We start from the raw sequence: 21,037 nt of genomic DNA, 5'->3' as shown, positions 1-21,037 counted from the left end.
GGTGCGGCATTGCACCAGCCGTTGCGGGTCGCCGAGATTGTCGGCGATTAAACGGTCGCGATAGTGCATCTCGGCTCACGCGTTCAGTTGCGCATACAACTTGTCGTCCATCTACAGCGATGGATTCATTTCATCGATCTCCCGCTCGTTCAACGCCACACGCAGCCGTGGGCATGCCGGTTCCCCGACATTCTTCATGCTCTTGCGCAGATCGAAGAGGAGCGTGTCGGCGATTGGACCACCACGCGAGGTCAACACGAGCAGGTAAGGCGCTGGCGAGAAAACGGGGGCCCTTCCTTGATTGAAGGTATCGCGGGTCACTTGGATGCTATTCATGGCGACTCCTCGATTGCAGTCCAATAAAAACATCTTAGATGGGGCTAATGAAACACCTTTCGCCTACGCGAGCCGTTTTATCGGTTTCCGTGGACAGTCCGGCGCGCCACTTCGCCGGCAACCCGCCGGATTCGTAGTAAGCACGTCGCGCCCGTGGCGTCGGCGTCAGAATCACGGGTATCGACATTGCACACCAGCGAGGATCCGGAATGTCTGACAGATTTTCAGTCCGCCATTGCGGAGCAAAGCCGCCGATCGTGGCCGACTCCGCCGACGCGAAACCGCAAACGGATCAACGCAAGGCGACTCACACTGCCAAGCGTGCATCCGGCAATGGCCGATTGTCCGGGCTCAGCGCGAAGCCTGCCTACCGATCCGATGCAGCTCGCTGCCCCGAAGCAACCCGTCGCGACCGCGCCGCACCCCGGGCAGCGGCGCCGCGCGTGTTTGTCAACGGTACGCGAACGCCAGGCGAGCCACGCTTCAGTTTCGACATCCAAGACAATCCTTTCTGGCAAGCCAGCGAGAAGGACCTGAAATAACGGCATAGGGTCCGCCCGCTATGTCACGCCGTTTTCAGTCGATACCCGGGCCGTTACATTGACGAATGCACGCCGCTCCTCACGCGACGTCACGCCGAACTTCTCGTGATACGCGTTGGTAAAATGAGCAGCCGAAGAGAATCTGCACGCCAGTGCTGATCTGCCGGACTGATTTGCTGGTGCGCTGCCATGGGATCTTTGCCTTCGCCGGCCGCTGCTCAAGGTCATACTTCGACAGTATCGCCGCCAGATATTGATAGCACAGCCGCTCCTCCCCGATTGACCCTAACCCAATAGCCGGACAACTGGCCGGCGAGCGCCAGGACAGCCAACGGTGGCCGTGAAGGCCACCGTGCTGGCGTGCAGCATCCGTTTCACCTCGTTACTGTACGCAGGTAACGCGCGACGCAGCGCCGAGGGCAAAATCACGCGCAAATACAGCGTTAGTTGCGGCATGCCATAGGCACGCGCGGCCCCGACTTTTCCATACGGTGTCATCCGGATCGCACCGGCGAAAATTTTTGTTGTGTACGCACACGTATTGAGCCCAAACGCCAGCACCGTACAGTGATATCCGCTGCAGAAGAACGCATCGAGCCACTCGTGAGACCGCACGAACGCGAGGCCGTAGACACCGGTACAGATCAATGACAGTTTTACGTATAGCGGTATGCCGCGGATCCCGTACGTAGACACGCCCACCGGGATCGAGAGCCAGCGATTTGCCGACACGTGCACGACCAGCAGCGGCCCGAACAACGTGAAATCGATGGCCAGCGACGCGGCGATCAACCACGCGATCACCGCCCGGACGAACAACTGACGCCCGTCGCTATGCAGGTAGGCGGGCGGATATTGAGCCAGGATCTCGATCATCGCTGGGCCCGTCGCACGCCAATCGAATATCGGCGCTCAAGCCGATGCAGCATCACCAGGTATCATGGCCCATTCGCCAACAGTGCCGACGACCAGCACGACGTCGACACGCAAAGTCCTGCGCATGTCTGTGCGGGCGAGCGAAATCGCGCATTGTCCTGCACGCACAGTAACCGTGCAACGATAATAGCTAGTTTTTAAGAACGCAAATAACAGGATGACCCTATCACTGCGGGCCCGTCTCCGCGCATTGGTCATGCGCGTCACGATCGGGCAGAAGGACGTGTCACGGCGTGGCCGCACTGGCCACCAAGCACTTGCCGTGGCGTTCGCGGCAGCGCTGGCGCTGCACGCGTCGGCTTCGTGCGCCGGGACGCTCGCGTGCGCGACGCCCGACCGTGCGCACGGCCGCGCGACGATCGGTCTGGTACTCTCTGGCGGTGGCGCGCGTGGCTATGCGCACCTGGGCGTGCTCAAGGTGTTGGAGGAAAACCGCATCCCCGTGGATTGCATCGCCGGCACTAGCATGGGCGCCGTGGTGGGCGGCTTGTACGCGAGCGGCATGAGTGCGACAGACATGCAGGACCGGCTGGCAGGCGTGAACCTGACGGACATCGCATTCGACGTGCACCAACGCGCCGAGCTGCCACAATCGCAACGCGAAGACGAACAATCGTATGCCAACAGCCTGACACTGGGCGTCAGCAGCGACGGGCTGAAATTGCCACGCGGCCTGGTGCAGGGCAACCGGCTACAAGCGCTGTTGTCGGATTGGACCTCGACGTTGGCCGGTGACCTGTCGTTCGATAAGCTGCCGATCCCGTATCGAGCGATCGCGACCGAGTTGCGCAGTGGCCAGATGATTGTGCTAGATCATGGCTCACTGCCGCAAGCGATCCGCGCCAGCATGGCGATGCCCGGGCTGTTCGCGCCGACTGACGTCGACGGGCGCACGCTGGTCGACGGGGGCTTGGTCAGCAACCTGCCGGTGGACACGGTACGCACGATGGGCGCGGACGTCGTGATCGCCGTAGACGTCGGCTCGCCGCTACGTCCGCTCGATGCACTGGCGACGCCCGCAGACGTGATGCAGCAGATGATCGGCATCCTGATCCGGCAAAACGTCGCGCAACAACGCTCGCGGCTGGTCGCCGGCGACGTGCTAATCCAACCCGATCTCGGTTCCCTGACCTTCACCGATTTCGCGAATGCGGCACAGGCGATTGAGGCCGGCGAGGCGGCGGCCCGCGCGGCTCTGCCGCAACTACGGCATCTGGCGCTGGCGCCCGCCGACTACGCCGCTTACCGCCGCGCACACGCCGCCCCGCCACCGCGCCCGATACGCCTGACGCAGATTGACATCGAGTCGGTCGGCGCAGTGCCGGCCGCACGGATCCGCAACTATCTGCATGTGCGTCCGGGCGACCTTTACGATCCACACCAGCTGAACAAGGACCTGCTGACCTTGTCAAATTCCGGTGACTTCGAGGACGTCACGCAGAAGCTGGTCGAACACGGCGACGAACACCGGCTCGTGATCACGGCGCGACAAAAGTCATGGGGGCCAAACTTCCTGCTGTTTGGCCTAGGCTTGTCGAGCAGTTCAACCGATGAAGGCGGATTTCGGCTGCATCTGGGCTATCGCCGACCGTGGCTGAGCCCGGCGGGACTCGAGGGACGCGTGGACACCACGCTCGGCAGTGACTTGATCAGCGTGCATGGTGAGCTGCGCCAGCCGCTGTCCAGTGCATTCGGCTACTACGTGGCGCCATATGTCGAGTACATGAGCCGCTACGCGAACCTCTATAGTGACAACGTCCGCATTACCCGCTTCCATCTGCAAACCAAACGCGCCGGCATCGATTTCGGGCTGCCGCTCGCGCGACTCGGCGACTTGCGCATCGGGCTCGCGTATGCGCACGGCTTCACATCGCCGCTGTACAACCTGCCGCTGGACGAAAGCGGCACACAGCTGGCGTTCCCGGACGCCTATGGCCGGCAGTTAAGCATGCGCGCGCGACTGGTCATCGACCAACTCGACGACTCGCAGTTCCCCCGCAGCGGCTACTATACGGAGATCAAGGCCGAGCGTTCGCTTGCCAGCAGCGAGGACCGCATCACTGAGCTATACGGCAAGGCAATGGCTGCAGTCTCGTTCGAACGACACAGCGTCAACGTCAGCATCGAGGGTGGCAAAGACATCGGCGGCACTAACGTGATCAATCCGCTCGGTTTCACGCTGGGCGGCTTCCGACACTTGTCCGCGTATGCAGCCGACCAATTGTCCGGCACGTCGATGGCTTATGCTCAACTCACGTACATGAATCAGTTGGCTTCGTTCAACACCGGTCCGTTCCGCGGCTTGTTTGCAGGCGTCACGGCGGAAATGGGTAACGTCTGGAACGGCTTCAACGACGCGCTGGACAGCGGGCCGATGAAGCGCAGCGTGTCGCTGTTCACCGGGCTGACCAGCTCATTCGGGCCAGTCTATTTCGGTGTCGCGCTCGCGCCGGGGGGACGTCGCAATGTGTATTTCCAGTTCGGGCACGTCTATTGATCCGCGAGCGGTGGCAGTGGCTGTTAGCTGTTAGCTGTTGGCTATTGATTGTTGGCGCCTGGCACCAACGGTCCGAACATGTAGGCGCTCCTGTCACCGGCCAACTCGGTTTAAAGGGCGTGCCGCCGAGCGACTGAGGGGGCGCCACAACGATATAGCCACGGTGTGTTGCTGCGTTGCGGGCAAAATTGTCGAATTTTCGACTTACTCCCATGCCACCTTGCTGAATTGATATCCTCTGCCACGCACGGTCTTGATCCGTTGCGGGTTGGCCGCATCGTCGTGCAGCTTGCGCCGCAGCTTGGAAATACAGCCGTCGACCGTGCGATCCACGCCGTCAAAACCGATGCCGCGCAGCTGACGCATTAAGTCGTCGCGGCTCACGACCTCGCCGGCACAGCGCACCAGCGCCCATAGCAAGTCGAACTCGGCTGAGGTGAGATCGGGTACGCTGCCATCAGGCAGGCGAATGCTGCGCGTGGCGCGGTTAATCTCGAATTTGCCTAAGATGAGGCACTCCGGCTCAACACTCGTCTCGCCGCCGAGCTGCAGCCCGCGGCGCAGCAGCGCCTTGATCCGCGCAAGCAGCACGCGTGGCTCCACCGGCTTGTGCACATAGTCATCGGCACCGAGCTCTAGTCCCAACACCTCGTCGAGATCCTCATCCCGGGCCGTCACCATGATGATTAGCCCATCGAACTGTTTGCGCGCCTCGCGGCATATCTGGAAGCCGTCCTTGCCGGGCAGGTTCACATCGAGAATCACCAGGTCGGGCCGACGCGCGAGAATCGCGTCCAATGCGTCGTTGCCGTGCAGCACGATATGCACGTCATAGTCGTGCTTGCGCAGGTAGCTGGCCACCAGCGCAGCCAGGCGACTGTCGTCTTCGATCAGCAAAATGCGTGAAACCATGATGGAGCCGCTCAATGGCATGGATGTTTCGCGCGCATTCTACGATACAACTCGATATTTCTCTGCGCATTTCGAAAGGAATACCAGCCACTCGCGGCTAAGATCGATGTCGTCTTCACCGTTTCTTTTTCGTTGTTCCGTCTCCACCGTTTCATTACCGCGCCATGTCCGATCGGTCTTTCGCGTCCGCGCTGCCCGGTGCGCGCGAGCTCGTGCTGAACAGCCTCCGCGCATGATGCCCGCCTTTGTCAGGATGACTGGCGGCGCCGTCGCGCTATCTGGACGGCATAGCCCATTCCATCGCACGGATCAGGTGTGCCGCGCGCATCGCCTATCCCAGAGAGCGCGCCGCACACCGGTGGTGGCGGCCTCGAACTCCACGTGCGCTCGCTCGTGTAGTGGAACGAGACGACGCAGTGGCTCGCGCAATGCTTCACTCAGCCAACCACCGCGCTGGTGCGTCACTGCTCGGCGATGCTGGAACGCGTGCAACGGCCGTTCCTGGACCGCAGCTGTACGTCGGCGCGCTCCAGGACACCATCCGTCGTTGAACGGCCGTGCGCTGTTTCGCACTATGACGCAATAGTGGTAGCGTGCGCCCGAAGGTGCTGGTGGCGCGACTCACACACCGCGCCTGCAGCGCTCACACGTGGGCCGGCGCTAGCACGGCCCGCAACCGTGCTAGCGTATCGCTCACCCAATCAGCCTTGCACGCCATTAGTGACCGCCCATCGCCGCATGCATCGCTTGAATCAATCCAGTCGGGCCGGCTCTATGCGCCGCGCAAATCACGATTGCTGCATGGCATGCTGGCTGCTCACCGATCAATTCCCCGTCATTATTGTGTCCGCTACGGCTATCACCGGGGAGCCACTGAAGCGACTCGCATGGACAATAGGCGTCCATTATAGGAGCGGACAGTCTGCTATTACGCCTTGGGACGGTAGACGTCTATATCGTTCCGGACAATAATTGGTTGAAACGATCCGCGTAGTCCGTGTCGACCGCGCCTTGCTGGACCGCCGTGGGCACCACTTCGGCAGCCAGTTGTTTGAGTGCCTCAACTACGCGAAATGTCGTCTCCGCCACTTCATGCAACGGTGCGCCCGTCGGCTCTAAAATATTACGCATTCTCGGGACAATCTCGTAGACGGCCAGTGCGTGCAGCGCTCGCTCCAGCTGCTCGAGGCGATCTTGCTGATCGACGTCACGAGCCGCCGCCCGGACAAATGCATCGAGTTCGTCCTGTCGGGCGCCGCGCTCGCCCAAAGCGACTAGGTCCAAACGTAAGTCGAACATTTGGAGCATCCATGACACAAATTTGCGATGTTGGCGCTGGCGAAGCGCTTCGCACGGAAACAGCTCGGCCGCCATTGACCAAGCGAATAAGTCGCCGTTGTCCGCAGCCTCCGCATCGGAGATACGCAGCGCGACCCACAGTTTATCGCGTTGATCGAGTTGATCAAACGCCTCGGGCGCCACAGGCACCACCTGCTGTGCATACGCCCACTCTTCTAGCTTCCTGCGCACGATTTCCTGTTTCTCGTGCTGTCTCATCCGTGCGTCGACATCGAACAACGTGGTCCACGGCTGCGGCGATCCTCGATGAGGACAAGGCATGGTACGACAGTCGGCAAAATCGGCATGGGCTTCCCGCATCCACGACCTAAGGCGAGTACTCAACGGCGCCGCCGGCCGTTCCTCCAAAGTGGCTACTGTGTCGCCCGGCGTGGAGCGGAACGCCTCAAGCGGATTAAAATTGGTATCGTGGAAGAAATGTGGCAATACATTCAATCCCTCGTTACTTTGCTCGCTAGACGATCGCGTGGTCGGGCTAAGAGTCAAACTGGCCCGAGAGCGGCGGTGCGCGGGCCTCGGAATGTCTATTGACGATACGCCGCGGAGAATGGTACTTCCGTCGGGGTGGGCATTCCCATTCGTGTTGTCGGGGTGGGGCCCATGGAAGACAGGGAGCGACAACGTCCTGCTCGAATGCGACCTGCGCTTGTATTCATCGGACGGACGCTTCGCCGGCGCAGACAAACATGTTCTCGCATGAGCAGCGTCTGTCCAACCGTGTAGTTTCTCCGTGTCATCCTGCCTCTGCAAGTTTGTGGTTTCCGTGTGTGATAGCTCGCGCGAATTGCCGTCGCCAAGCGCAGTCGGTGCAGCATGCGCAGGCATGGCGTCGCCATCAAGCTCCGGTCCATCTGGTCTGTGGCGCTCTTCAACCTTGTCGTGTTCTCCGCGCTCATCCCGCAGGGAAGCATCGAGGCGCGATACGGTGAATGGTGCCCCCTCTGTACGATGCTCGGCCGACGCGCCCACGTCGCTGCTCGTTGTGCCGCCGCACCCCGCGGTTACTGCCAAAACCATGCCGGCGCCTAGCTTCGAAAGCAATCGACTTGTCTGTCGTGTCATTGTGTCCTCGCCATAAAAAATGCAGCTGCTGCATCGGGCTGCGAGCCTGTCACAATCGGAGGTGAGCAGAACGTATAGCGTCGGATAAGCGATCTAAAAAGACCGATGCTTCAGTGCGGCGAGTGATCGCAGCAGCACAGGCACGCGGCGCATCAAAGCGCGCGTACGCGTGCGAGGATCGCGAGGTAGTATTTCAGAGAGGGTGTAGGCAAGCCAATTTGGCTCAGTCATCCCGCACTTAAATTGCATTTTATTGTCGATAAATATTAGTTAATTATATCCATTTTCGTATAAACAGCTCAATTGCGCAAGATACTCGCTACGTTCGGACCGGGGCCACATCGACAGTCTCGTAACAAACACGGGCACACGCGCCGATGCAAAGTTGCTTGGGCCGCAGACATGCGACACGCTCACGCTGCTGGTGACCCGTTGCACAATACGTCCGCGCGCATCAGCAGCGTGCGCTCGGACAGCACCAACGCGTCATCGTGACATGCGTCGCGCACAAGATGGTCAGGTTTAGCAATCGCTCATGCAGCGCCTTGAGTGCCGAGCGCACTGACGCGCGCAGGTCGAAATCAGGCGCGGACAGCGGTTCGTCCAACAGCAGCATCACATGGTCCTGCGTCGGATAACTGGACGAGCTTGAGCACATCGGCCACGCGCCGCGCGACCTTCGCGTTCAACACGCCGCACTCGCAGCCGAACGTGACATTTCCAAACACTGTAGGTATGCAAAAGTGCATAGCTCTGGAACAACCTCTCCATGCTACGCTGGTGTTGCGCAACCGACAGTACGCCGCACTCCGAAAGTGCGTCGAGGATAGGCTGGTGCCCCTGCGCCGCTAGCATGGGATCGGTCCTGCTTAATAGTCGAGGGTTCATGGGCCGTTGCCTCGTCGCACGCAACGCCGACAGCCGTGCCCAAACCCCGTAGAATTGGGCAGGGAGCGTATCGGCCCGTCGCCGATGCGGCGCACGGCTGCCGCCAGACCATGCTGCTTTGTCAGGAGACGAAAACGTTCATATCCGAAGATCCAGCCGAAAGCTGCAACGGCGTCGATCCGGCTCGGCCGGGGCACACGCTGGCCGAACCGGACGATGTGCAACCGGGCCTGCGCGCGCTGGCCGGCTTCGTGCTAGCGCATCCTCGCCTATTCGTGCTGACGGGCGCCGGCATCAGTACCGCCTCGGGCATTCCTGACTATCGCGATGCGAACGGCGAACGTAAGGGCCGTGCACCCATTATGCTGCAAGCGTTCCTTCGCTCGCCGACGGCGCGCCGCCGCTACTGGGCCCGCAGCGCGCTCGGCTGGAAAGTGCTGGCCCAGGCCAAGCCAAGCGCCGCGCACCATGCGCTGGCGCGACTCGAGGCACTGGGTCACGTCGAGCAGCTTGTCACGCAAAACGTCGACGGCCTGCATCGTCGCGCCGGACAAGCCGGCACAATCGAGCTTCACGGCAACATTGGCCGTGCCATCTGCATGAGCTGCGGCCGCATGCATGCGCGTGCGGCCATCCAGCAGCGGCTCGAAGCGGACAATCCGGCGTTGCAAACGCTGTCGGCCAACGCAGCGCCCGATGGCGACGCCGATCTCGAGTCGATCGACTTCGATACGATCCGAGTGCCGGTGTGTGACCATTGCCAAGGCATGCTGAAACCGGACGTGGTGTTCTTTGGCGAGGGCGTGCCGCGCGAGCGTGTCGACACGGCGCAGGCCGCGCTCACGCGCGCCGATGCAGTGCTTGTCGTCGGCTCGTCGCTGATGGTCTACTCGGGCTATCGCTTCTGCGTGCAAGCGGCACGGGCCGGCAAGCCGATTGCCGCGATCAACCTCGGGCGCACGCGTGCCGATCCGCTGCTCGCGCTGAAGGTCACGCTGCCATGCGACCAGGCGCTGCTGTCATTGCTCGCCGCCCTGCCGTCTGCCAACCTGCGTAAACCCACGTAATCCGCCAACCTTTTTGCCTCGTTTGCGACATCTCGTCCATCCGATGACCCTACACGCGTGCGCTCGATAGGGATAGCGGTGCGACGCGGATGAACTGTATTTCTATGTCAAACATGGCAACGGCCTGCCGGTCCGGTTTAATCCGACGGTCACCGACCTGTTCGAAATTATGGACCTGGTCGAGCACAGCACCCGCTTGCTGCCGATTCCCGACTACACGCGGCTGTTCTTTCGACTCAAGTACGTGTAGGCGTACCGGCAAATCGCGTTCCATATTGCCCGCGAGGTGCCCAACGACGCCGCCACGCGTTCCGTACTGGCCACCGTCCGCGCCGCACGCGCCTGCGGCACTTGGCGATGACCTAGCAGGGCCACCATCCCAAGTTCGCGATCGCGCTGTCCCTGCTGAAAATGCATCCACGGTTGTTTTATGGCTTCGTGCGACGCGTCGCCTAGCGTCGTAGCACGATCTGTCGCGATTTCCGTTGCCCTGACGCGCGCACGCGCCGCGCGCCACCACGTAACGGTCACCGATACCTCGATCCGCGCAAAGCTCAGTCGCCCAGCGGCTTGGCCATCGCGACACGCAAATGCATCGGAAAGCCCAGCGCCTGTTCATGCGTGAGCACCGCGCGCATCTGCTCGCCCTGCAGCGCGATCGGCAACTCGGCGAAACCCTCGCTGCGGTAGAACGGCGCATTCCAGCGCACGTCCCGCAAGGTCGTCAGTAGGGCTTGCCGGTAGCCCTCGGCGCGCCCGACCATGCATGCATGCCGCAGCAATGCGCGGCCATGGCCACGGCGGCCGTAGGCAGGGTCGACGTCCATTTGACGAATATGGAATCCACCATCGAGTTCCCCGCCGAGCAAATAGCCGATCACGATCCGATCGTCGTACTCCACCACCCATAGCCTGCGTTGCCGTACCCCGTCGGCAAGCTCATCCTGAGTCAATCCGTGCGCAGCAAACACCGGGAACGCGACATGCCCACGCAGCCGCTCGCCGGCGCGACGCTCTATCGACAACAGCACAGAAAAATCCGCCGGGACGGCAAGACGAATCATCAACAAGCGCCTAAATAAACTTCCACAACAGCATCATATAACGCCCCTCGGTCCGATTTCTCCCCCGCTCCGCGGCCGACGACCAATGACCAGCAACCAGTGACCGACGACCCACAATCAGTAATCAGTAACTAATAACTTAAATCTAACGATCGACGAACAAGCGTGTTCAGGCGCGCGAACGGCGCACGCCGATCCGGCACTGGCTCACGTCCGCGCAGGCGACACCTTATCGCGCGGCATTGAGTTTGCGCCACAGTGTCGTCTTGCTGATGCCCAACGCCTGGCATGCTGCATCGCGATCACCATCATGGGCCTTTAACGCGGCACGGATCTCGTCCGCCTCGACATGGCGGCTACGTTCACGCAGCGTCGAGGCGGGCACGACGGGACCAGCCGGCGTGTCGAACAACTCGGGCGCGATCGTGCGCAGCACGGCCACGGTCAGCGCAACATCGTCCTCGGCCTCGGTATCGGCTAATTCGACCGCGATCCGCTCGATGACGTTCTGCAGTTCGCGCACGTTGCCGGGCCATCGGTACGCGCACAGCGGCGCGGCCACCGGCGCCAGTATTCGGGTTGCCTCGTTGGTATCCGGCACACGCACGGCCAGGCGGGGCTCGCGCCGCGCCGCCTGCAGCAGCCATTCCACCGCGAGCAGCATCACATCACCAGGACGCTCACGCAACGGTGGCAGCGCAATGCTCAAGATATTCAGCCGATAATAAAGATCAGCGCGGAATGTGCCCGACTCGATGCCATCGATCAACGCACGGTGCGTGGCGGCGATCACGCGGATATCGACGCGCACCGGCTCGGTCGAACCCAGACGCACCACTTCGCGCTCCTGGAGCACCCGCAGCAAACGGCTTTGCAACGGCAACGACATCTCGCCGATCTCGTCCAGGAATAAAGTGCCACGATGCGCGGCTTCGATCAGGCCCACCTTGCCCCCCCTGCGCGCGCCGGTGAAGGCGCCCTCTTCGTAGCCGAACAGTTCGCTTTCGAGCAGCGCCTCCGGAAAGGCACCGCAGTTGATAGCCACGAACGCGAAATCGCGCCGCGCACTCAGGCGGTGGATGCTCTGGGCGACCATTTCCTTGCCGGTGCCGCTTTCGCCGAGCACGAGCACGGTCGCGTCCGAGCGTGCATAACGACGCACCAGCACGCGCACGCGCTCGATGGGCGCGCATTCGCCGACCAGGTCGTCCAGATCGTAACGGGCGGTCAATTGCTGCGCACGCGGCCGTGACCGCAACGTGCGATCCAGCCGCTCTACCGCGCGCGACTCTTGGAACGTCAGCACGGTGCCGCCCTGCTCGCCGCAGGGGCCGGCGAGCGGGCCGCGATGCACGACATAGCTCACCCCACGGATGACGCTGAGCGTATCGCCGTCGGCGTCGGGCAGCGAATCGGCCAGGCACGGCGCCAAATCCAGCAGCGTGCGCCCCGCCGCCTGCGTGGCGCCGATACCGAGCGCGTCAGACAGTCGTTGGTTCATCGCCTCGACGCGTCCTTCGGCATCGAGCGCCACCACTCCGTCGCGCAGGTGCTGCAGCAGGTTATCCAGCCGGGCGCGGCGCAGTGCCTCGGCACGCGTGGCCTGCACGACTTCCAGCGCGGTATCGAAAGCGGCACGCACGCAGGCGCGAGAGTACAGAAATACCGCATGCATGCCGGCGTGGGCGGCAAGATCCGCGACCAGGCCGGGCCCGACCACCGCGCCAACGCCACGCTCACGCAAGTCCTGCACGCAGGCCTGCGCATCCTGCACCGACCGATACGAGCCGAGAACCACGTCAACGCCGTAGGCATGCGTGAACTGCCGGACCTCGTCAGGAATATCGCCGTGTGTAACCAGCGCGACCAATGCCGCGTCGCGCCGTGCCTGCGCCAGCGCATGCATCACGTCGAAACCGGTGGGATGGATCAGCACAACCGGCACGTTCACGCGCGCTTTCAAATACGCGCCGTTCGATCCACCGGCCACTACCACGTCCGGACGCATCGAGCCGGCCACATTGATCTCATGCACCGCGTCTTCGAAACCGCGCGAGACCACGCGCAGTTGCGCACGCCCGTCATACTCGCGGGCGATGTCCAGGAACAAGTCACGCAATCGACTTATTCCCATGGCCCACAAACGCGGGCGAGCGACCGCGTCTGGTTGTACGATGCTCAAAGCCCATTTACCCCAATTGGTGATACCGCAAATTGGTGATACCACATTATGCGCGTCGCATCTCATAAACGAAACGCCTGATTTCAATATTGAAACTCGGGCCACAACTGCCGAGCCGACGCAGCCCGAAAAATCAAGGCGTTGACGCTTTCATCGGCCATTGGCTCGGCACTTGCTTAAACGCCGTTGTTTTCCTGGAGCGACAATGAACCCACCCCCACCCCAGCCCGCCAGCGCGGGTGCCAAGTTCCGCGCCGCTGTTGCCCAAGCCCAGCCGCTGCAAGTGGTCGGCGCGATCACTGCCTATGCGGCGAAGATGGCCGAGGCTGTCGGCTTCAAGGCCGTCTACCTGTCCGGCGGCGGCGTCGCGGCGAATTCACTCGGCTTGCCAGACCTGGGCATCAGCACGATGGAAGACGTGCTGATCGATGCGCGCCGCATCACCGATGCAACCTCACTGCCGCTGCTGGTCGACATCGATACCGGCTGGGGCGGCGCGTTCAACATCGCGCGCACCATCCGCTCGTTCATCAAGGCGGGGGTGGCGGCCGTGCATCTCGAGGATCAGGTCGGCCAGAAACGCTGCGGTCACCGGCCAGGCAAGGAATGTGTGCCGACCAACGAAATGGTTGACCGTGTGAAGGCGGCGGTAGACGCGCGCACCGACGAGCAGTTCGTCATCATGGCGCGCACCGATGCCGCCGCTGCCGAGGGCTTGGACGCCGCGATCGAGCGAGCACTCGCCTATGTCGAAGCCGGCGCCGATATGATCTTTCCCGAGGCCATGCGCACGCTGGACGACTACCGTTGCTTCAAGGCCGCGGTCAAGGTGCCAATCCTGGCAAATCTGACCGAGTTCGGCGCGACCCCGCTGTTCACTGTTGACGAACTGCGCGAAGTCGATGTGGACATCGCACTGTACTGCTGCGGCGCCTATCGAGCAATGAACGCAGCAGCGCTGAACTTTTATCAAACTGTGCTGCGCGATGGCACGCAGAAGGCCGCTGTGCCAACCATGCAGACGCGCGCTGATCTGTATCACTACCTGGGCTATCACGCATACGAACAGAAGCTCGACGCGCTGTTCGCCGCTAACAACGCTAACAAGTAACGCTTGAGTCCGGAGACGAAACCATGAGCGAAGCAGACAACAACAAGCCGGCAACGGGCGCCTTCAAGCCGAAGAAGTCGGTCGCGCTGTCCGGCGTGGCCGCCGGCAATACCGCGCTGTGCACGGTCGGGCGCACCGGCAATGACTTGCACTATCGGGGCTACGATATCCTGGAGTTGGCCGGCGCATGCGAGTTCGAAGAAGTCGCCTACCTGCTGGTGCACGGCAAGCTGCCGACCGTGTCCGAGCTCACCGCCTACAAGGTCAAGCTCAAGGCACTGCGCGGGCTGCCGGCGAACGTCAAGGCGGTACTCGAATCCATCCCGGCGTCGGCCCATCCGATGGACGTCATGCGCTCGGGTGTCTCCGTGCTCGGTACCGTGCTGCCCGAAAAGGACGATCACACTCTGCCCGGCGCACGAGATATCGCGGACCGGCTGATGGCCTCGCTAGGCTCGATCCTGCTGTACTGGTACCACTACTCGCACAACGGCAAGCGCATCGACGTCGAAACGGATGACGACTCGATCGGTGGTCATTTCCTGCACCTGCTACACGGCAAGGCGCCGACGCGCTCATGGGTCGATGCGATGCACGTGTCGCTGAACCTGTACGCCGAGCACGAGTTCAACGCATCGACGTTTACCAGCCGCGTGATTGCCGGCACAGGCTCAGACATCTACTCGGCGATCACCGGGGCAATCGGCGCGCTGCGTGGCCCGAAACACGGCGGCGCAAACGAAGTCGCATTCGAGATCCAATCGCGCTACGCCACCCCCGATGAAGCCGAAGCTGACATCCGTCGCCGCATCGAAAACAAGGAAGTGATAATCGGCTTTGGCCACCCTGTCTACACGATCTCCGATCCGCGCAATAAGGTGATCAAAGAAGTCGCCAGAAAACTATCGAAGGAGGCGTCCAACACCAAGCTGTTTGACATTGCCGAGCGCCTGGAGACCGTGATGTGGGACATCAAGAAGATGTTTCCGAACCTGGACTGGTTCAGCGCGGTGTCGTACCACCTGATGAGCGTGCCCACCGCGATGTTCACGCCGCTGTTCGTCATCGCGCGCACGTCTGGCTGGGCCGCGCACATCATTGAGCAGCGTGTGGACAATAAGATCATCCGCCCGAGTGCCCACTATACTGGCCCGGAAAACCTGCCGTTCGTGCCGCTCGAAAAGCGGGTCTCATGCCGATGAATACCGCTTACAGAAAACCACTGCCAGGCACCGGCTTGGATTTCTTCGACGCGCGCGCTGCCGTCGATGCGCTGGCGCCGGGCGCCTACGACGGCCTGCCGTATACGTCGCGGGTATTGGCCGAGAACCTGGTGCGCCGGTGCGATCCGGCCACGCTTGACGCGTCTCTATCGCAGCTCATCGAGCGCAAGCGCGAATTGGATTTTCCCTGGTATCCGGCGCGTGTCGTCTGCCATGACATCCTGGGCCAGACCGCGTTCGTCGATCTCGCCGGGCTGCGCGACGCGATCGCGGCGCGTGGCGGCGATCCGTCACGGGTCAATCCGGTCGTGCCGACCCAGCTGGTAGTCGATCATTCACTGGCGGTTGAATGATCGGCGGCGATAGACAAGGACGCGTTCGAGAAGAACCGCGCGATCGAGGATCGCCGCAACGAAGACCGCTTTGACTTTATCAACTGGACCAAGAAGGCATTTCGCAACGTCGACGTCATCCCGCCCGGCAACGGGATCCTGCATCAGATCAACCTGGAGCGCATGAGTCCGGTCGTGCAGGTCAACGATGGTGTCGCCTTCCCCGACACGCTCGTTGGCACCGATTCGCATACGCCAATGGTTGATGCGCTGGGCGTAATCGCCGTTGGGGTGGGCGGGCTAGAGGCGGAAAGCGTGATGCTGGGGCGCGCGTCGTGGATGCGTTTGCCGGATATCGTCGGCGTGAAGCTGAGCGGCAAGCCTAGAGCCGGCATCACCGCCACCGACATCGTGCTGGCTCTCACTGAGTTCCTGCGTCAAGAAAAGGTCGTGTCGGCCTACCTTGAGTTCTATGGCGAGGGCGCTGCCAGTCTGACGCTCGGTGACCGCGCGACGTCTCGAACATGGCGCCCGAGTTCGGCGCCACCGCGGCCATGTTCTACATCGACGAGCAGACGATCCAGTACCTGCGGCTGACCGGTCGCAGCGACGAGTTGGTCGCGCTGGTCGAGCAATATGCGAAGAACACCGGCCTCTGGGCCGACACGCTGACACACGTGCAATACGAGCGTGTGCTCGAGTTCGACCTATCAACCGTGGTACGCAACATCGCCGGTCCGTCCAATCCGCACAAGCGCGTGCCCACCTCGGAGTTGGCCGCACGCGGCATCAGCGGCAAGGTCGAGCGCACGCCCGGCCGCATGCCTGACGGCGCGGTGATTATCGCGGCCATCACCAGTTGCACCAACACCAACAACCCGCGCAACATGATTGCCGCGGGTCTGCTGGCACGCAACGCGAACCGGCGAGGGCTGACCCGCAAGCCGTGGGTGAAAAGCTCACTGGCTCCCGGCTCAAAGGCCGTCACGCTGTATCTGCAGGACGCGCAACTGCTGCCGGAACTGGAGCAATTGGGTTTTGGTGTCGTCGCATACGCATGTACATCGTGCAACGGCATGTCCGGCGCGCTTGACCCGGTTATCCAAAAGGAAATCGTCGAGCGCAACTTGTATGCAACCGCAGTGTTGTCCGGTAACCGGAACTTCGACGGCCGGATCCACCCGTATGCGAAGCAAGCGTTTCTTGCCTCGCCGCCGCTGGTGGTAGCGTACGCGATCGCCGGCACGATCCGTTTCAATATCGAACGCGACGTACTCGGCCTCGACCGCGATGGTCACCCGGTCACGCTGCACGACATCTGGCCCAGCGATGACGAAATCGACGCGCTGGTTGCGGCTAGCGTCAAGCCAGAGCACTTTCGCAAGGTGTACGAACCGATGTTTGCGCTCAGCGTTGACGTGGGTCAGCAGGCCAGCCCGCTGTACGACTGGCGTGAGCGCAGCACCTACATTCGCCGTCCGCCGTACTGGGAGGGTGCACTCGCCGGGGAGCGCACGTTGCGCGGCATGCGCCCGCTCGCGGTGCTCGGCGACAACATCACCACCGATCACCTATCGCCCTCCAACGCGATCCTAGCTGATAGCGCCGCCGGCGAGTATCTCGCCAAGATGGGCCTACCGGAAGAAGACTTCAACTCGTACGCGACCCACCGCGGCGACCACCTGACCGCCCAGCGCGCGACGTTCGCGAACCCAACGCTGAAAAACGAGATGGTCTTGAAAAACGGCGAGGTCAAGATGGGTTCGCTCGCGCGCGTCGAGCCGGAGGGCAAGGTCATGCGCATGTGGGAGGCCATCGAAACCTATATGGCGCGCAAGCAACCACTGATCGTCATTGCCGGCGCCGATTACGGGCAAGGTTCGTCGCGTGACTGGGCCGCCAAGGGCGTGAGGCTGGCCGGCGTCGAGGCCATCGTCGCGGAAGGCTTCGAGCGCATCCACCGCACCAACTTGATCGGCATGGGCGTGCTGCCGCTGGAGTTCAAGTCCGGCGTCAACCGCATCACGCTGGGCATCGACGGTACTGAGACCTTCGATGTGATCGGCGAGCGCAAGCCGGGCGCCGATCTCACGCTGGTGATCCATCGCCGTGACGGCGGGCGCATTGATGTCCCGGTCACCTGCCGGCTCGACACGGCCGAGGAGGTCTCGATCTACGAAGCAGGTGGCGTGCTGCAGCGTTTTGCGAAAGACTTTCTCGAATCGGCGAAAGCGGCCGCGTGACGGAGCAACACTTTGATGGCTCACTCATCCCAAATTAAGATCCCCGCCACCTACATGCGCGGCGGAACCAGCAAGGGCGTGTTCTTCCGGCTGCAGGACCTACCCGGCCCCGCACAGCAGCCCGGTGCGGTGCGCGACGCGCTGCTGCTGCGCGTGGTCGGCAGTCCCGACCCGTACGGCAAGCAGATCGACGGCATGGGCGGGGCCACGTCGAGCACCAGCAAGACCGTGATTCTGTCCCGCAGTGAGCGCCCCGACCATGACGTGGACTATTTGTTCGGGCAGGTAGCGATCGACCGCCCGTTCGTTGACTGGAGCGGCAACTGCGGCAACCTGTCGGCGGCCGTGGGACCGTTTGCGATCAGCCACGGCCTGGTGGACGCGTCGCGCATCCCGCGCGACGGTATCGCCACCGTACGGATCTGGCAGGCGAATATCGGCAAGACGATCATCGCGCATGTGCCGATCGTGAACGGTGCGGTGCAGGAGACCGGTGATTTCGAACTTGATGGCGTAACATTCCCAGCCGCGGAAGTGCCGCTCGAGTTCATGGACCCATCCTCCGACGATGAAGGCGGCGGTTCGATGTTCCCGACCGGCAACCTCGTGGACGAACTGGACATTCCGGGTATCGGCGTGCTGCAAGCGACGATGATCAATGCCGGCATCCCGACGATCTTTATCGAGGCCGAAGCGCTCGGCTACAACGGCACGGAATTGCAAGACGCGATCAACGGCGACGCAGGCGCGTTGGCCAAGCTCGAGATCGTCCGCGCCCATGGCGCATTGCGCATGGGGCTTATCTCGTGCATTGACGAAATCGCGACGCGGCAGCACACGCCGAAGCTAGCGTTCGTGGCCCGGCCGGCCGACTACGTCGCGTCCAATGGCAAGCAGGTCGCCGCGTCCGACATCGACCTGCTGGTGCGTGCGATGTCGATGGGCAAGCTGCATCACGCGATGATGGGCACTGCCGCCGTCGCGATCGGCGCGGCGGCGGCAGTGCCCGGCACGCTGGTCAACCGCGCGGCAGGCGGCGGCGAGCGCCACGCGGTGCGCTTTGGACACCCGTCCGGCACGCTGCGCGTCGGGGCCGAGGCGAGCCGCGTCAACGGCGAATGGATCGTGACCAAGGCGTTGATGAGCCGCAGCGCACGCGTGCTCATGGAAGGCTCGGTGCGCGTGCCGGCCGATACACTGCTGCTGCGCTAGTGCGGCGCGGGCCTGTCTAGTTCGTGCGCCGGCGGTCTGCCGAGCGACACGGGTTCCGGATCGCCCTGCGGCAGTAACGAAGGCTGCGAATCGACATTCGGGAGCGGAACGTCGGGGCCTACCTCAGGTACCTAATCTGTCAGTACGTGGCACGCAGCACGCGGCACGTGCCACGCGGATTGCGGACTGCGACACGCTGCCTGAAACCTGGGCCGTGCTGTCTACCACAGCAACGTGCACCGGCTACACCGACGCACGGATGTGGGGCTCGCGCGATATGTAGGGAGGCACCCCCCATGTCCATCAATTGCAAGGCCGTGTGCGTGCAGCATGGCGCCCGCGCGCCGGCCGCGCGGATGATCAGGTTGACGGCACTGGCCATGCCGCTCGCGCTGGCAGCGGCGATATCGCGCCGCGCCGGCATACGCTGAACGCCAGCCCGGACGCCGGCCTACTGGCAACTCGCGATGCATCAGCGCTGCGCGTCGCAGAAGATCGCCGTCACGAGTGGGCCGACATGGTGGACGATCGCCGGACTGCCAGCGTGTTCGGCGCGGGCCTTGACTCGCTGGGTGGTTCCCATTACCACGACGCCGTAGGCCGAGTCGCCGATGGGTTTGCCCCGACCTTGCCGAAACAACGGATCGTCCTTCTGGTAGCCGACGACCGCAATTACCGAAAATCCAAAGGCGCGCAAGTCCGCGCCGCGTACCGGAAAGAACGCATTGACCGAGTTGTCTTCGACGCGTGACGCCTTCGGACCGATCAAGCCCTCGTCCACCAGCGGCGCAATGAAATCATGGGCACGCAACTGGCACGCCAGCGCATCATCGAGTGAGCGGCTGGCCATGTGCGTGCCGTCGGCCACGTCCGCGCAAGCCTGTCCGCATAGCGTGACGAACGCTACGCCGGCGAATAGGGTGCGGTAGCCGAGTAAGCGCATGATTCTGATCAATAAAGTCGTGCGCATGCCGCGCGTTCGTAAAGGTATACAGTTTACTCGAACCGGTACCTTACCGCATCACGCCCGCCAGTGTCGCGACGCAACGCATTGAAGCAGGTTCACGGCGGCACGTCATAGACGTACGTGGTCGTGTATGGCACCCATGCACCGGCACAAGCCACTACGCGCTGCTTCACGCGTTTACCGACTGCCACACTTTGAGCGGGCTACCATCGAGCCGGACGAGCGAGGCTATTCTCGCCCCACGATCCGGCAAGCGGAGAACCGCACAATCGATCTCGCTGCACCAAACGCTGGCCTCACCGCTGATCCTGCCGGCCTATCCGCATGGTGCACCCTATCATCGAGGCCCGTGCACGAGCCGACGACCTGCCCTTCCCCAACGCGGCCGCCGACATCTGAGCCAGTTCCTCGTGACTTACACGCTGCGCTGCCTCTCGCATCAAACAGTCTTCGCTCAGATAAATCAGCAGCGTACGCAGCAGGCTCTGCGTTGTAAAGCGACGCCCGGACTTCAAGGCCCCTAATGTTCTTGCCTGTTCCTCCCAACCAGCCGGCAACAGCCTAAATAGCGTCGACCAACCCGGTAGCCTCTCCTGCTCGCATTTGCTTTGCACGTCTCTCTCAGTATTTTTGTTTATCTAACCACATTTTCGCAGAAAGCTTTTTTGGTTAGCGCGTATGGGATTAAATCCCTCTCCAGACGCCGGATAAATTCACGCAAGCCAATCACAGCATCAGAAATCAGTGTTGCAAAAACGGAGAGGACCATAGAGTCTTATTCGACTTCACGAATGGCCGCACAAACTGGGCAGCGATGAGCCGCACATGGTGACCAAGCCGTGTTAAGAGCCGAGCCCAGTCATGAGTGCTGCCACATGCTTCCATAACCACGCGACTCGCTGGCCAGTTGGCGAAGAACGGCACGCGTTTAGCGCGTTTGAGAACTTTGCCATGGGTTGCACCGGACGCAAGATCGCGTAATGGATCTGATATACGCTCTCGGCAATGTCGATTCCAACTGATGTAAGCTTCATCTCGGACCATCCGGTTTGCCTGTGAAGACCCTCATGAACTTCCATTGAGCACTCTGATACCGTTGGCCCG

At 62.2% G+C, this 21,037-nt stretch carries 13 protein-coding genes and 5 pseudogenes; 7 read left to right on the top strand and 11 right to left on the bottom strand.

Going from position 1 to position 21,037, the window contains the following annotated elements; genetic code table 11:
* Nucleotides 1–111 precede the first annotated feature (111 nt).
* From RBRH_RS21125 to RBRH_RS12445, 3 genes and pseudogenes are all read right to left on the bottom strand, one after another.
* Complete coding sequence (locus RBRH_RS21125; RefSeq protein ID WP_041754660.1) at nucleotides 112–336, bottom strand: N-succinylarginine dihydrolase; 225 nt, start codon at nucleotides 334–336, stop codon at nucleotides 112–114.
* Between the two features lie 602 nt (nucleotides 337–938).
* A pseudogene (locus tag RBRH_RS20400) lies at nucleotides 939–1,173 on the bottom strand (GlxA family transcriptional regulator); the annotation flags it as partial.
* 35 nt (nucleotides 1,174–1,208) lie between these two features.
* Nucleotides 1,209–1,754: pseudogene (locus tag RBRH_RS12445) on the bottom strand (ABC transporter permease subunit); the annotation flags it as partial.
* 217 nt (nucleotides 1,755–1,971) lie between these two features.
* Here RBRH_RS12445 and RBRH_RS12440 point away from each other — a divergent pair.
* Entirely contained in the window at nucleotides 1,972–4,311 is a 2,340-nt protein-coding gene (locus tag RBRH_RS12440) for a patatin-like phospholipase family protein (protein ID WP_013428346.1), read from the top strand.
* A 204-nt stretch (nucleotides 4,312–4,515) separates the two neighbouring features.
* On the opposite strand, the gene RBRH_RS12435 is transcribed toward RBRH_RS12440, so the two are convergent.
* The 3 genes and pseudogenes from RBRH_RS12435 to RBRH_RS17565 form a co-directional block, all read right to left on the bottom strand.
* A complete protein-coding gene (locus RBRH_RS12435; protein WP_041754659.1) occupies nucleotides 4,516–5,223 on the bottom strand; it encodes a response regulator in 708 nt (235 codons plus the stop codon).
* 951 nt (nucleotides 5,224–6,174) lie between these two features.
* Complete coding sequence (locus RBRH_RS19165) at nucleotides 6,175–6,843, bottom strand: hypothetical protein (protein WP_157864503.1); 669 nt, start codon at nucleotides 6,841–6,843, stop codon at nucleotides 6,175–6,177.
* 1,250 nt (nucleotides 6,844–8,093) lie between these two features.
* Nucleotides 8,094–8,412, bottom strand: a pseudogene (locus RBRH_RS17565) (2-aminoethylphosphonate ABC transport system ATP-binding subunit PhnT); the annotation flags it as partial.
* A gap of 155 nt (nucleotides 8,413–8,567) precedes the next feature.
* Between RBRH_RS17565 and RBRH_RS12420 the strand changes: the two are divergent.
* Nucleotides 8,568–9,599 (top strand): NAD-dependent protein deacetylase, encoded by a 1,032-nt coding sequence (locus RBRH_RS12420; RefSeq protein WP_013428340.1) that lies wholly within the window; start codon nucleotides 8,568–8,570, stop codon nucleotides 9,597–9,599.
* A gap of 213 nt (nucleotides 9,600–9,812) precedes the next feature.
* On the opposite strand, the gene RBRH_RS20395 is transcribed toward RBRH_RS12420, so the two are convergent.
* The 3 genes from RBRH_RS20395 to prpR all read right to left on the bottom strand — a co-directional run bounded on the left by RBRH_RS20395 (nucleotide 9,813) and on the right by prpR (nucleotide 12,911).
* Nucleotides 9,813–10,130, bottom strand: coding sequence for a hypothetical protein (locus RBRH_RS20395; RefSeq protein ID WP_013428339.1), 318 nt, complete (start codon nucleotides 10,128–10,130; stop codon nucleotides 9,813–9,815).
* A 23-nt stretch (nucleotides 10,131–10,153) separates the two neighbouring features.
* Nucleotides 10,154–10,663 carry a GNAT family N-acetyltransferase gene (locus RBRH_RS12410; protein WP_041754935.1) on the bottom strand — a complete coding sequence of 170 codons (510 nt, stop codon included), beginning with the start codon at nucleotides 10,661–10,663 and terminating at the stop codon, nucleotides 10,154–10,156.
* A gap of 229 nt (nucleotides 10,664–10,892) precedes the next feature.
* Nucleotides 10,893–12,911 (bottom strand): propionate catabolism operon regulatory protein PrpR, encoded by a 2,019-nt coding sequence (gene prpR, locus RBRH_RS12405; RefSeq protein ID WP_083813527.1) that lies wholly within the window; start codon nucleotides 12,909–12,911, stop codon nucleotides 10,893–10,895.
* Between the two features lie 139 nt (nucleotides 12,912–13,050).
* Here prpR and prpB point away from each other — a divergent pair, with 139 nt between their 5' ends.
* The 5 genes and pseudogenes from prpB (at nucleotide 13,051) to RBRH_RS20965 (ending at nucleotide 19,397) form a co-directional block, all read left to right on the top strand.
* Nucleotides 13,051–13,956, top strand: coding sequence for a methylisocitrate lyase (gene prpB, locus RBRH_RS12400; protein WP_013428335.1), 906 nt, complete (start codon nucleotides 13,051–13,053; stop codon nucleotides 13,954–13,956).
* A 23-nt stretch (nucleotides 13,957–13,979) separates the two neighbouring features.
* The gene (prpC, locus tag RBRH_RS12395) at nucleotides 13,980–15,158 is read left to right on the top strand and encodes a bifunctional 2-methylcitrate synthase/citrate synthase (protein ID WP_013428334.1); all 1,179 of its coding nucleotides are present in this window, start codon (nucleotides 13,980–13,982) and stop codon (nucleotides 15,156–15,158) included.
* A pseudogene (gene acnD, locus RBRH_RS12390) lies at nucleotides 15,155–17,754 on the top strand (Fe/S-dependent 2-methylisocitrate dehydratase AcnD). Before prpC ends, acnD begins: the two are co-directional and overlap by 4 nt.
* Before the next feature lie 15 nt (nucleotides 17,755–17,769).
* Nucleotides 17,770–18,966, top strand: coding sequence for a 2-methylaconitate cis-trans isomerase PrpF (prpF, locus tag RBRH_RS12385; protein ID WP_041754655.1), 1,197 nt, complete (start codon nucleotides 17,770–17,772; stop codon nucleotides 18,964–18,966).
* A 296-nt stretch (nucleotides 18,967–19,262) separates the two neighbouring features.
* Nucleotides 19,263–19,397: a hypothetical protein gene (locus RBRH_RS20965; RefSeq protein WP_255743540.1), complete on the top strand. Its 135-nt coding sequence runs from the start codon at nucleotides 19,263–19,265 to the stop codon at nucleotides 19,395–19,397.
* A 41-nt stretch (nucleotides 19,398–19,438) separates the two neighbouring features.
* Here the strand turns inward: RBRH_RS20965 and RBRH_RS12380 are convergent, their stop codons facing one another.
* Complete coding sequence (locus tag RBRH_RS12380; RefSeq protein WP_041754933.1) at nucleotides 19,439–19,909, bottom strand: hypothetical protein; 471 nt, start codon at nucleotides 19,907–19,909, stop codon at nucleotides 19,439–19,441.
* Nucleotides 19,910–20,707: 798 nt separating this feature from the next.
* Nucleotides 20,708–20,967: pseudogene (locus RBRH_RS21400) on the bottom strand (IS110 family transposase); the annotation flags it as partial.
* Nucleotides 20,968–21,037 lie beyond the last annotated feature (70 nt).

Source organism: Mycetohabitans rhizoxinica HKI 454, from assembly GCF_000198775.1.
Taxonomy (GTDB): Bacteria; Pseudomonadota; Gammaproteobacteria; order Burkholderiales; family Burkholderiaceae; genus Mycetohabitans; species Mycetohabitans rhizoxinica.
This window is presented reverse-complemented; position numbering and strand designations above follow the sequence as displayed.